General features: G+C 59.0%; 15 protein-coding genes. 13 read left to right on the forward strand and 2 right to left on the reverse strand.

From position 1 onward, the window contains the following. Positions 1-534 precede the first annotated feature (534 nt). The 6 genes from AC1AUD_RS07375 (at position 535) to AC1AUD_RS07400 (ending at position 4,304) form a co-directional block, all read left to right on the forward strand. Positions 535-930: a hypothetical protein gene (locus tag AC1AUD_RS07375; protein WP_476573523.1), complete on the forward strand. Its 396-nt coding sequence runs from the start codon at positions 535-537 to the stop codon at positions 928-930. A gap of 40 nt (positions 931-970) precedes the next feature. Then, positions 971-1,216, forward strand: coding sequence for a type II toxin-antitoxin system RelB/DinJ family antitoxin (locus AC1AUD_RS07380; RefSeq protein ID WP_476573525.1), 246 nt, complete (start codon positions 971-973; stop codon positions 1,214-1,216). Continuing rightward, positions 1,203-1,526: a type II toxin-antitoxin system PemK/MazF family toxin gene (locus AC1AUD_RS07385; protein ID WP_476573527.1), complete on the forward strand. Its 324-nt coding sequence runs from the start codon at positions 1,203-1,205 to the stop codon at positions 1,524-1,526. The genes AC1AUD_RS07380 and AC1AUD_RS07385 overlap by 14 nt, the downstream gene beginning before the upstream one ends. Positions 1,527-1,888: 362 nt before the next feature. Continuing rightward, on the forward strand, positions 1,889-3,223 hold the full coding sequence (locus AC1AUD_RS07390; RefSeq protein ID WP_476573529.1) for an MFS transporter: 1,335 nt from the start codon (positions 1,889-1,891) through the stop codon (positions 3,221-3,223). 59 nt (positions 3,224-3,282) lie between these two features. Then, on the forward strand, positions 3,283-3,651 hold the full coding sequence (locus AC1AUD_RS07395) for an SdpI family protein (RefSeq protein WP_476573531.1): 369 nt from the start codon (positions 3,283-3,285) through the stop codon (positions 3,649-3,651). A 458-nt stretch (positions 3,652-4,109) separates the two neighbouring features. Further along, a complete protein-coding gene (locus AC1AUD_RS07400) occupies positions 4,110-4,304 on the forward strand; it encodes a DUF6019 family protein (RefSeq protein ID WP_476573533.1) in 195 nt (64 codons plus the stop codon). Positions 4,305-4,347: 43 nt separating this feature from the next. On the opposite strand, the gene AC1AUD_RS07405 is transcribed toward AC1AUD_RS07400, so the two are convergent. Further along, complete coding sequence (locus AC1AUD_RS07405; protein ID WP_476573535.1) at positions 4,348-5,517, reverse strand: MFS transporter; 1,170 nt, start codon at positions 5,515-5,517, stop codon at positions 4,348-4,350. A gap of 148 nt (positions 5,518-5,665) precedes the next feature. Between AC1AUD_RS07405 and AC1AUD_RS07410 the strand changes: the two genes are divergently transcribed. The 7 genes from AC1AUD_RS07410 to AC1AUD_RS07440 all read left to right on the forward strand — a co-directional run bounded on the left by AC1AUD_RS07410 (position 5,666) and on the right by AC1AUD_RS07440 (position 11,520). Then, entirely contained in the window at positions 5,666-5,902 is a 237-nt protein-coding gene (locus tag AC1AUD_RS07410; RefSeq protein WP_476573537.1) for a hypothetical protein, read from the forward strand. Next, positions 5,889-6,167: a DUF4160 domain-containing protein gene (locus AC1AUD_RS07415; protein WP_476573539.1), complete on the forward strand. Its 279-nt coding sequence runs from the start codon at positions 5,889-5,891 to the stop codon at positions 6,165-6,167. The genes AC1AUD_RS07410 and AC1AUD_RS07415 overlap by 14 nt, the downstream gene beginning before the upstream one ends. A gap of 340 nt (positions 6,168-6,507) precedes the next feature. Continuing rightward, on the forward strand, positions 6,508-8,022 hold the full coding sequence (locus AC1AUD_RS07420; RefSeq protein ID WP_476573541.1) for an ATP-binding cassette domain-containing protein: 1,515 nt from the start codon (positions 6,508-6,510) through the stop codon (positions 8,020-8,022). Between the two features lie 84 nt (positions 8,023-8,106). Continuing rightward, entirely contained in the window at positions 8,107-8,454 is a 348-nt protein-coding gene (locus tag AC1AUD_RS07425; RefSeq protein WP_476573542.1) for a hypothetical protein, read from the forward strand. A gap of 144 nt (positions 8,455-8,598) precedes the next feature. Beyond that, a complete protein-coding gene (locus tag AC1AUD_RS07430; protein ID WP_476573544.1) occupies positions 8,599-9,372 on the forward strand; it encodes a L,D-transpeptidase in 774 nt (257 codons plus the stop codon). Positions 9,373-9,385: 13 nt separating this feature from the next. Further along, the gene (locus AC1AUD_RS07435) at positions 9,386-10,204 is read left to right on the forward strand and encodes a LysR family transcriptional regulator (RefSeq protein WP_476573546.1); all 819 of its coding nucleotides are present in this window, start codon (positions 9,386-9,388) and stop codon (positions 10,202-10,204) included. A gap of 245 nt (positions 10,205-10,449) precedes the next feature. Beyond that, positions 10,450-11,520 carry a YeiH family protein gene (locus AC1AUD_RS07440; RefSeq protein WP_476573548.1) on the forward strand — a complete coding sequence of 357 codons (1,071 nt, stop codon included), beginning with the start codon at positions 10,450-10,452 and terminating at the stop codon, positions 11,518-11,520. A 157-nt stretch (positions 11,521-11,677) separates the two neighbouring features. Here AC1AUD_RS07440 and AC1AUD_RS07445 read toward each other — a convergent pair whose 3' ends face one another. Then, positions 11,678-12,403 (reverse strand): MgtC/SapB family protein, encoded by a 726-nt coding sequence (locus AC1AUD_RS07445; RefSeq protein ID WP_476573550.1) that lies wholly within the window; start codon positions 12,401-12,403, stop codon positions 11,678-11,680. Positions 12,404-12,453: the final 50 nt, after the last annotated feature.

The following is a 12,453-nucleotide window of genomic DNA, read 5'->3' on the forward strand; positions in this document are numbered from 1 at the left end:
TCCCGGCAATGCCTTAACCTGAAATGGCAAAGATAAATGAGGTGCCCTTAAGGTGACTTCACTTATTCGAAGCGACGAAAAGGCATACTGGCGACTGGGTTTTAGGAAACATACCGTAGTTTAAATTCAACGTCAGCAAGGGCAAGTAGTCGAAGGGTTTTCGTCGTCGCATTTTTATGGCGGCGCGCTGGGCGTGCGACATGATTTGCGGGCGGAAAATACCGCATAGTTTGACATGGATGGGTCATCTCTCACGTGGGGGATGACCCATCTGTTTTATGCGCGGGATGGTCTAGCTCATGGGTTCGTGCTCCGAGTGCCGCGTGCGTGTCAGCTTGCCTGCATGTATGCGCCGAGTATGTCACGTGGTCCATTTTGTCCGATTGAAGGATGCGCGAGGACGGTTATCGAGACGAGAAAGCATGAGGAATCCGTATGCACATGAGTATGTCTCTGTTCTCTCGCAGCGCTTGTACATGAGTTTATGACAGACTGGTAATTGCACGTACTTCGCATGCCGATAAGGAGGTCGACATGGAACAGAGGGGATTGTCATTCGCGCGTCGGTATGGATTTTTCGTTAGCATCGCGCTTCTGGTGATTTATGGTGTCGTGGTTTTTCGCCGGTGGGTATTTCCGGATGCCTTTCTCTTCGGCGTCTATATGCAGGTGGTCGTTCCGGCGCTGATGCTGTTCATCGGTTTTCTGCTGGGAAGAATGAAAGGTCGCGGACTTTGGGTTTTATCTGTGGCGTTGGGCGCTCATTTCGGTCTTGCCGCCTACATTGTGGGTGATATGGATGTTGTCGCTGCAATGAGCCTGTTCGGCGCCACGCTTGTCACGGCTGTGGTCGGGTACATCATTGGATATGTGGCGTCGGCTCGACGTAAAAATCGTTGTTTGATAGCAAAGCATACCGAAGTGTTATAAAATGCTGTCAATTAATATATAGTGACATTGATTGGAGGGCATGATGAGTGTGCAGTTGGCCACACGAGTGGATGATGCTCAAGCGGAGATGTTTCGTGATGTCACGAAGCGTTTAGGAACCACGCCTTCGGATGCGTTGCGCATGTTCGTGGCGATGTTCAACGATGCCAAGGGGTTCCCCTATGAGGTTCGTCTGTCCAAGGATGCCGAGCCGTTCGATAATGAGCGCGATGCCGCGGCGTTCGCGTCTGATATGGCTTTGAGGATGCTTGATGAAGCGCGGTGAGATCTGGACCATTCGTGCCAGCGGCTACGCAAGCAAACCCCGGCCGGTGGTGATTATACAGAGCGACAGCGTGACCCGTTTCGACTCCGTCATCACCTGTCTGCTGACTTCCTATGACTCATCGGATATCGCCACGCGGGTGCGTGTCGAACCTGATGCAGGCAACGGGCTGAACAAAACGAGTTATGTGATGACGGACAAAATCGTCACCGTGGAACGCGGGTTGCTGGGCGAGCGTGTCGGCGTCATGCCGGGTGACATCATGTCTCAAGTGGATGAACAACTCATGACGGTGCTGGGCCTCGCCTAGGGGCAAGTAATGCCCCTTCGACGATGGTGCAGTTCCAGCGATTCCTATTGCCGAAACGCTGGGAACATGCCGTTTTCGTTTTCGCACGTGATAATGTTTCTGCTGCAAATGTCCAGTGTTTAGTCGTACAGAGAGATCAATAGCGGCATACAGATATGGAACAGACGCCGAGGTAGCCGAGCGTCCGCGTGATGAAATACAAGCGCCGCTGATATGAGAGCGCACATACGATAACGGAATTATGTATTGCAGATGCATGCTGCTGATCAGCGGCTTTGATTTCCGTCCTGCCGAAGCGTGACGATTCCGGCATTGTCGCCGGCATATTGTCATATCCGCTTATAGGTCAAGGAAAACACCTCATGTTGTCTTATATCCATGGCCCTGCCATGCCTGAAAACGGTTGGCGGGGCCAAGTCGGGCTATTACTCGTCGGCCAGACATGCTCACTGCTCGGCTCCAATATCGTGCAATATGCCATCTGGTGGTGGATCGTGTTGCAGACCCGAACCGGTTCTTCCATGCTGCTTGCCACGCTATTCGGCGTGGTGCCTGGGGCAGCGGTTTCGATTCTCGGCGGTTCATGGGCTGATCGCTACAGTCGTCGGGTGCTGATCATGCTACCCGACATCATCATCGCCGGCATCACCGCGCTGCTTGCCGTCGGTTTCGCCTTCAACTGGGCTGGTCTTGGCTTCATTTTCGCGGTGCTGTTCGTTCGTTCGGTGGGAGGTGGTGTGCAAATGCCGGCGGTGCAGTCGTTCATACCGGACATCACTCCCGAGAGGAAACTGCTGCGCGTCAACTCCATCTATGGCGTGATTAATTCCGCGAATATGATCGTGGCGCCTGCATTGGCCGCAATGTTGATCAATGCCATGCCGCTGTGGACGATTCTGTTGCTGGATGTGGTCACGGCGATGATCGGCGTGGGTTTTGTCTCGTTGATCCATGTGCCGGTCAAGGCTGTCGTTGGCCGGATTTCTCGCCACTCTGCCGAAAGCAGCCGTCAGGACAACGATGGCGCGTCCTTGGCAGCTAATGTGCGCCGAACGTTCGCTGATCTCAAAGCCGGATTCGGCTATGTGATGCGCCAACGTCGTATTCGTGCGGTGGTCTTGGCCAATGCGTTGACCTGCGTATTCGCCGTCGCTCCGACGAATCTGACCCTGCTGCTTGTTGCGCGGGTATATGCCAACGAAAGTCTCGACCTAGGCTTCGTCACGCTGACCAGCGCCACCGATAAGCTCGCCGCAAACGAATTGTGCTGGAGCGCTGGCATGGTGTTGGGCGGATTGCTGACATCCGCATTGGGGTCGCATGTCGGACGCGGTCATATACGTATATGCGCCGTGGGAATCACCGTGGTGGGACTTGCCGTGTTGGCGATGGGACTTGCTCCCACGTTGCTCATGTTCCTGTTCGTTGATGTGTTCTTCGGCATCGCCTCGGCGTTATTCGTCGGGCCATATCGCACGATCATCCAAACCGAATCCGATCCGAAGATGATCGGGCGCGTGTTTGGCGTGGACAATATGCTCGGCAGTTTCGGCATGCCAGTGGGCATGTTGTTCTTCGCCCCGATGGCGGATGCAATCGACATCCAATGGGTATTCATCATTGGCGGCGTGCTCACTCTGCCAATCGGCATATACCTGTTCACGCAATGTCACGCCCCAAGCCGCATGGTGTCGTGACTTTAGCGAGGGCCGTGTCAATCCACGGGGGGGGTATTCCGGGGCGATACAATCGCCATATGCTCATTATCGAGGCGTTGGTGGCTGTGATTATCGGCGTGGTGTTTGCCGGGATATATCGTGATGCGAAGAACGGAACGCTGCCTCTGCAGAACGCGGTGGGCATCAAAACGCGGGCCGTCATGTCGTCCGAGGACACGTGGGAACGGATACATAAGCAATATGCGCCGCTATTCCTCTTCGACGCGGTTGCATTGTTCCTCGTCGCTTTTGAGATTCTTGCCGGTGGATGGTTGACAAAGAGTGTCAATAACATGGCATCGGGGATGGTGATTGCGTTGGCGGTCACCCTCATCCTTGCGCTCTTGGTCAATGTGGTCGTCGGGCTCTTGGCGAACAGCTCTGCGCGGAAACGGAACGGCCTGTAGACAGCGCGAAGCCCAGGGCTGCCTATTGCGGTGGATTGATATGCGGTGATGACGACGTCGTCACTGTCAATGGGACTTGGTTGAGTGCAACTCCTCTGGGTCTGTTCGGAACCCCGCAAGGTTCGTTCGAAACTCCGGTGGATTCGTATGGATCTCTGCTGGGTTTGTGATATCTGGCGTAACAAACCCGGCAGAGATCCATACAAACAGGCCGCAGTTCCGAACAACCCCAGCGGAGTTTCATGCAAACACGGAACAGATCCGTGCGGACGGGCGGCAGTTGCGTGTAAGTGACGGATATGCGGTGTGCGGTATGCAGTCTGGTGCGCTAGCATGCGCTTTTCAACAGATATGTTGCGCCGGGCATTGCAATATGCCGTTTGAAGCCTCTTTCGATATTGCACGTTGCCGGATGCGTGGTTAGACTTACTCTAAAACCAATGTAGGGGAGGGGTGCAATGGGTGCAGTGCTGGGGACGATCAACGGTCTCGTATACTACGGCATCGTTATCGCAATTATTGCGGCGGTTCTGTATTTCGTCATCAAGTCCGCGATAAAAAACGGCATCAATGAATCGAAGTTATTCAGACAAGACAAGGACGATTACAATCCGACCATTGCTGCCGAAGGACGCCTTTCCAGTCGCAAGTAATCGGGGGATATTCTCGCGCGTCGGCACCGTCGGTCCCTGCTGCCTATGCGATGGCCTTCCTGCTCTTGATGGCGATGCCGGCCGTCAGCGCGAACAGCAAAATCAGCATCGCCAACATCGCGCGCCATCCGAGGAACTCGATGAGGGAGCCGGCCAGCAGACTGCCGATGACCTGTCCGCATACGAGAAAGAACTCGCCTTTGCCTCTGGCCGATGCCACTTCGTCTGCGGAATACGAGCTGACCAGCAGCACCGTGCCCTCGTTGTAGCCGAGCGCCCAGGCAACGGCGATGCCAAGCAGTGCCATCGCGACGAATGGTGCGTTCTGTCCCAGGCCCAGCAGACAGCTGGTAAGTCCCAGGCCCAGAGCAACGAAGACGAAGACGGCATGACGGCGCGTTTTGGAGTTCAGCAACGGTATCAATGCCATGGGCAGATACATGCCGAGCATATGCAGTTGCATGGCCTGCATGCGTGTGCCGTCGGATTCGTGCAGCACATGCTCCATCATCAGCGGGGCGCCGGCCATGATCATGGTCATGGCGCAGCACACGGTGAACCCCAGGCAGATGCCGAGCAGGAAACGCGGGCGGCGCAGGAGATCAAATAGACCGATCTTTTGCGCCGGAGAGACAGACTGTCCTGCGCGTCCGATGCGCTGGTTTGCGGGGAACAGCGCCACCGTCGCCAAGGCGAGCACGCCGAGGATGCTGACAATGAGATAGGAACCGGCGTAGTGGATGGGGAACAGGCCCTCGGCCCATGTCGCCAACAGCGGGCCGACGATCGCGGCGATGATACCGGCGGACAGCACCACGGACACGGCCCGGTCCTTCTTGTTGGGGTTGAGATCGGCTGCCGCGTATCGGTAGTAGTTGGAGGCCGCCTGGTAGATGCCGACCGCGAATGTGCCGACGCACAGAAGCGGGAAATTGTGGAACCATACCGCGCAGAACGAGCTGATTCCGCCGCATATGGCGATGGCCGCTCCGGCCTCGAACACATGCTTATGCCCGATGCGGGCGATGAGCCGGTTGACAAACGTGTTGGCGAACACCGTCCCCAACGCGATCAGGGCGATAGGTATCGTCGCCATCCATGCGAATGGCGCCAGCTCGCTTCCCACGAGCGCGGTGACCGTCAGATCGACGCTCATCGCGGCAAGGCTCAGACCTTGCGCCACGAACAGAACCACAGTGGATCGTTTATCCATAGTATTTCTCATCCCCTTGGCCCTGTATAATCCCCCCCCACAGCGACATTACGCCGAGAGACAAATGTATGAACGACTGACCTCCTGCCTTGGCCTACTACAATGGGTGTATATCAAGAAGCCACTGTGATGGGAAAGATGGTGTGCGATGACTGCTGCGGACAATGTGTTTATTCAGGATGGCATTAGGACCGAGTGGGATGACGACACCATCACCATCACTGAGATTGGATTCAATCGCAAGGCGACGCTGGATAACGAGGGCAATGTATTGTCCTCGACATTCACGGACGCGGGCAGGTCGTTTCTCAAGCGCTATTTCGAGAAAATCTCGCCAATGGTGAACGGTCTTCGTGCCATCGACCGGGAATATGCCAGTGCCTGAGGTGTTCAGCCTCGGCGGCTATACCGTGTATTTCTCGGCTTTGGATATCGATCATGGCGTTCATGTCCATGTAAGGCGGGGTCATGATTTGGATCTGGCGCGTTTCGTCATTACGACCGATGGGCATGCCGTTTTTTCCCATAATCATGGAAGATTGCCAAAGCGAACCATTCGTCAGCTTCAATTCGTCATTGAGCAGAATATTGATGAGATTCTAAGACTATGGACCAATTTGTTTGGTTCGGAATTTCATTTCGATAAGTGAGATCGGCCTTTTATTGACTTCTGTGGTAAAGTCTCCTTGAATCTGACGGGGAACACCTGATATGCCAAGGCGATTCCAAGAGGGAAGGCTATAGAACATTGGTGATGTGAGCGGTGGCGGATTGCATGGGGAGAGATTCCGCGTGTCCGGCGCATTGTCGCGCGTATCCGTCCGTTCTGCCGGTCGCAATGTTCGACGTGATGAAATCCATCGATAGGTGCGTTTTTGGCGTCAGCATATGAGGATTGCCTTCTGTGCGTGGGCTTGATTTGAACGGCACATTCCGCCGCATTTCCGATGAGTTGCGATTGATCAATGCGCCTTATCGAAAGAGGTTTGTATGAGTCAGGTATTGACGCTGACCGATATTTCCTACCGTCATCCGAACGCACCGGAACCGCTGTTCGAACATCTGAGCGTGACATTCGCGGCTGGCTGGACCGCGATGCTGGGAGACAATGGCATCGGCAAGACCACGTTGGCCAAGCTGGCCTGCGGTTTGCTTGCGCCCGCTTCGGGAACGGTTTCGCCGAGCCCACGGAGACTGACCGTCGCCTACTGCCCGCAGCAGACCGATGTCATCCCGGAGAATCTGGATGATTTCGCCGCGGATTGGACCAGTGAAACGATTGCCATACGCAACGCGCTGGGCATCGGCGATGATTGGGCATACCGTTACGCCACGCTTTCCGGAGGCGAAGTCAAACGATTGCAGATCGCCTGCGCTCTGGCCGGCGATCCCGACGTGCTGGTGCTGGACGAGCCGACCAATCATGTGGATGGTGCGACGCGCCAAGTCATAACGCAGGCGATGCGCCGGTTCGACGGCGTGGGCATCGTGATCTCCCATGACGTCGAACTGATTGACGAGACCTGCTCGCGGTGCGTGATGCTGGAGCGCAGGCATATGCGCGGGCGCAATATCACGGTGGCGAACACGTATCAGGGCGGATATTCCCAGGCCGCCCAGCAGATGCATGCCAATCAGAACGCCGATGCGGCTGCCATGCAGTCCGCCCGCAAGGAGCTGCGACGCATGCAACAAATCAAACAGGAGCGGGCGCAGCGCGCACGCGAGCTGGATATGCGCAAACAGCAGGGGATGCGCATCGATATCAAGGATATCGACGCCCGCAAGGCTCTGAAAAACCTGAAACCGGCGATAGGCACTGCTGCTGCGCAAGCAAGCGCGCAACTTGATGGACGCATCGCCGTCGCCACCGATAGACTCGCGAATCTTGGCGAAGCGGCGAAACGCTATGATGGCGTCGTTTGGTTGGGCGTCGCGCCAAGCTCCCGCAGGGAATTAGCACGTATCCCCAACGGCCGGGCCATCGCGGACCAACCCGATATGCTGAGCGTCGGCCCGCGCGACCACATCGGCATCAGTGGACCGAACGGCAGCGGGAAAACCACATTGATACGGCGCCTGATTAAGGCACTGGAATACGACGAGACTCAGCAGCATTCGGAGAGGCTGTCATATCTGTACATTCCCCAAAACACCAGCGATATGGACGCCGCCAGCGCGATGAATCGACTGCATGCCCTGACGGACGAACGGCGCGCCACGGTGCTCAGCGCATACGCTCAGCTCAACGCCGATCCCGACAAGCTGCTCGCCGGCGGCAATCCTTCGCCGGGCGAACTGCGCAAACTCCTGCTATGCCTCGGGTCAATCGATCGACCGCAGCTCATCATCATGGACGAGCCGACCAACCATCTCGACCTGCATTCCAAGCAGGCGCTCGCCAACACGCTGTCCTCCTATGCGGGCGCGCTGGTCGTGGTCAGCCATGACGAATGGTTCCTGGAGGCCGTCGCGCCGATCCGCTGGCGCTGCACCGCAACATGATTGCAGGAAAACGGCTTCTCTGCCTTATCCATGCATTATCGTGGTAATCGAACGATTACGTAGCTAAGGCGAAGGGGAGAGCGAATGGGATTGTTCGATTTTGCGCGTGGGGCCGTTGGGGATTTGTTCTCCGGTGCCGGTGAGTTGGCGCAGGAGCATCTTGGCGAGGTGCTGCCGCAGGTGGACGAGATGATCGGAACGGTTTCCGGCGGCGCCGGTGAGACGGTCGAGTATGTGCGCGATCATGCGGGCGACATCCTTCCGCAGGCCGGCGACGTGATGGAACAAGCCGGTGGCGCGATGCAAGGCATCGGCGATACCGTCAGCGAGACACTAGGCTCCGGCGATGTGCTTGGCCAGTTGCAGGAGGGCGTGGCGGACAATCTGCTCGGCGGTTTGTCGGATCATATCTCCAGTCTGTTCAAGGGCTGATGCAACTCCGGATATTTCATCCCGGGAGAGGGCGGTCGATATAGGCGAGGCAACCGAGGGCGCGGCCCAAGCGTTTGCTCATTGCGCAATCGTCGGTGACGCTCCCGGGCATAGAATGTCGGACAGCGACGATGGAATGGGAAGATGAAACATAGCACATGGCAAACGAAAGAAGATGGCGCGGCGGCCACGCTGCGCCGTTTCGCTGGTCGTGTCCTAGCGTTCTGGAAGCGCCTGCCGGCGAAAACGAAGGTCGTGCTGGCCGTTGTGCTGGCGGTGTCGGTGCTGTCCGTCGTGTCGTCGTTCCATGCGATGCGCGAGATCTCCGATATGCGCCGTGATATCGTGGCGGCGCAGTCGACGGAGGCGCATGCTGAGAGAACCAAGCGTCCGGCCGATGCCAAGGAAACCGATAAGCGCTCCGATGCAGCCGATAACGCTGACGATCAGCCTCAGTCCCAATCCGAATCCGAACCGCAGACCGATCCGGAAAGCCTGTGGCGCGAGCCGACCGGCGGCAACCAGCCGGATCTGACGACACTGCCCGATCTGTCCGTGGTCGTCGACCTCGCCGCGCAGAAGGTACATGTGCGCTCCGCCGGCGCGGATGTGTATGTGATGATCGCCAGCAGCGGGCTCGACGACAGCACGCCGCGCGGCGATTTCGTCGTGGACGGCCGCGGAGAGCATTTCTATAATCCCGACGAAGGCATGGGCGCCGACTATTGGGTGAATTTCCTCGACAACACCTACCTGTTCCATTCCGTGCCCACCACCGAGACGCCGGGGGAGTATCTGCCCGAGGAGGGCGCCAAGCTGGGCCAGCCCGCCTCGCATGGCTGCGTGAGGCTGAGCATCGCCGACGCGCGCTGGCTCTATGAGCAGCTTCCCGACGGCACTCCGGTGCATATCGGCTGAGAAAGCGGGAACCATGTTCGATCTGTTGGAGACCTTGGTCGCGGTCTATGAGACCGGCCAGTTCACCATCGCCGCCGACGAGCTCAAGGTCTCGCAATCGACGGTGTCCTCGCGTATTGCGCAATTGGAGCGCATGGTCGGCGCGCCCCTGTTCGACCGGCATGCCAAAAGCGATGTGACGCCCACCGAAGCCGGGCACGTGCTCTATGCCGCGGCCACGCGGATCGGCGACGTGTGGCGCGACGCGCAGGAGCATATCACCCGTCTTGAGACGCATCGCGAACGCTTCGCCGTGCTCTTCTCGCACACCGCCGCGGCCGTGCTGCTGCCGCGCGCGATGAAGGCGCTGTCCGGCTCGCTCGACCGTCTCGAGGTCACGGCCTCGGCCATGAACTCCGACGCGATCCTCGAACAGGTGGGCTTGAAAGCGGTGCAGCTGGGCGTCGTCGAAAAGCCGATCGTCTCCGGTTCGGTGCAGCGGGTCACGCTATGCGAGGATCGTCTGGTGTTGGCCGGCGACCCCGACGGCGTGTGGCTGGTGCGCGAATCCGGCTCCGGCGTGCGCTATTACACCGACCTGTATTTCAAATCCGTCGGCGAGGTGCCGGAGCGCACGATGCATGTTGCCAGCAACGCCGCCATCGTCGCCTCGCTCGCCTCCGGATTGGGGCAGTCCGTCATCTCGCGTTCCGCGGTGCCCGACGGCGTGCCCTTCCGCGGCCTCGGCGACGAATTCGTGCGCCGGTTCTATGCCCTGGTGCCCCGTTCCGGTCTCACCGCAGGCCAGCGTGCGGCGGTCGACCGCGCCGTGGAGGCCATGCGCGGGGATTGAAGGTCCCCGTCGTCCTGGGCGAGCGAAACGAGTCGAAGGATCTCTGATTGGTATGTGGGTGAGATCCTTCGACTCCGCGCTTCGTGCTCCGCTCAGGATGACAAGTAGGAGGCGCGCTCCACTCAGGATGACAGGAGAGGGGACGCTCCTCGGAATAACAGGGGATATATCATCGGAATAATCGATATTATTCATTGAAATGTCCTATTTGACCGATGTCAAAATAAAGCGTTGAATACGTAAGCATGAAGGAATTCTGCATGAAATGGTGGCACCGCATCGCGACCACCGATATGTTGTTCATCGCCGTCCTGACGCTTCTCGCCTCGTTCATCGGATCGTGGCTCAAGCAGTTCCCGGGCTTCTCCCTGCTCGGCGCGCTGATCATCGCGCTGCTCATCGGCATGGTGATCCAGTTCCCGATCCGCGGGGCCTATGTCGGTTCCAATGACAAGCGCCGCGCCGGTGTCAAGGACGCGGCCGGCCTCATCTCCAACAAACTGCTGCGCCTCGGCATCATCCTGCTCGGCTTCAAGCTCAACCTGCAGGTGCTCTTCACCCAGGGCATCAAATGCCTGCCCATCGCGGCCGTGGTCGTGACCCTCGTGATCGTCGTCACCTACGCCATCGCCCGCGCGTTCAAGGTCGACCCGATGCTCGCGATCCTCACGGCCGGCGGCACCGGCATCTGCGGTGCGGCCGCCGTCATGGGACTGTCCGGCTCCATCACCGTCGACGAGGATCGACGCGAGGAGAAGGAGGACTACGTGGTCATGGCCGTCGCCACCGTGGCCATCATGGGCACGATCTTCGCGCTACTGGAGATCGCGATCTTCCCGCTGTTCGGCATGACCCCGGCCCAGCAGGGCATCGCCGCCGGCGCCACCCTGCATGAGATCGCCCACGCGGTCGCCGTCGGCGGCGCGTTCGGCGACACGGCCCTCAACATGGCCACCATCATGAAGCTGTCGCGCGTGCTCATGCTCGTCTTCGCGGCGATCATCATCGCCGTGTGGTGGGACAAGACCAAGTCCACCGTCAAGACGACCGGCAAGCGCAAGGTCGCCTTCCCGTGGTTCATGCTCGGCTTCATCGCCGCTTCCGTGCTCGGCACCTACGTGCCGTTCCTCAACGCCATCGCGCCCACGCTCGTCGACATCGCCTACATCGTGCTCGGCATGGCCATGGCCGCGCTCGGCATCAACGTGAACTTCAAGGCCATCGTGGCCAAGGGCATGCCGGCCTTCGCGGCGAGCTTCATCGCCTCCGTGCTGCTCATGTTCTTCGGCGTCGGGATCGCGTTCCTGTTCTTCTGATATCGCAAACCGACAGACGAAAAGGGGAGAAAGCCATGTGCTTTCTCCCCTTTCTCGTGCTAGGGACGATATAACCACGAGAAAAGGGAGAAACGAGGGCATGGTTTTCTCCCTTTTCTCGTACCTCTGTCGTCGCTGGCACGAGAAAAGGGAGAAGTCAGTCCATCATCGAGATATGCTCGGCGCTCCAGCGCACGCCGAGCACCTCGGGCGTGGGCACGATCACGGCCAGCGACTGCTCGATCTTCGCATCGTCGCGCGAGGCCGTGTCGATGATCGCGGTGATGAGCACGATGTCATCGGGCGCGTCGGTGGCGCCGATCGAACGCACCGAGAACCCGGGGTGGTGCACGGCGTCGAAGACGATGGCGCGCACGGCCACCTCGTGCTCCCGCGCGCATTTGACCTCGAAGGTGTATTCCATGCCGTCCGACTCGCGTCCGCGGGCGCGCAGCCGGCGGTCGAGACGGCGGCTGACCGGGCGCAGCACGGTGTTCGCGCCCATGATGAGGGCGGTGCCGGCGGCCGCCACGCCGATCAGTCCCGAGCCGGCCAACAGCCCCACCGCGGCCGACGCCCACAGGGTCGCGGCGGTGTTGATGCCGGAGATCGACGCGCCCTGCTTCATGATGACGCCCGCGCCGAGGAAACCGATGCCGGAGGCGACCTGCGCGGCCACGCGCGTCGGGTCCCCGCCGGCGAAGGCATAGGCGCCCATGACGGCGAACAGGGCCGAGCCGAGCGCGACAAGCGTGTTGGTGCGGATGCCGGCGGCGCGGGCGCGCCACTGCCGTTCCAAACCGATCAGCGCGCCGAGCAGTGCGGCGGCAGCGATGCGGAAGAGGATCGTGACGCCGGTGGTCAGGGAGAGCGTGGTGACCATATCGTTCCCTTTCGTGGGGAGGGCGGAGCCGCATACAAACGGCCCCGCAT

The sequence above is a fragment of the Bifidobacterium sp. LH_730 genome (genome assembly GCF_056355835.1).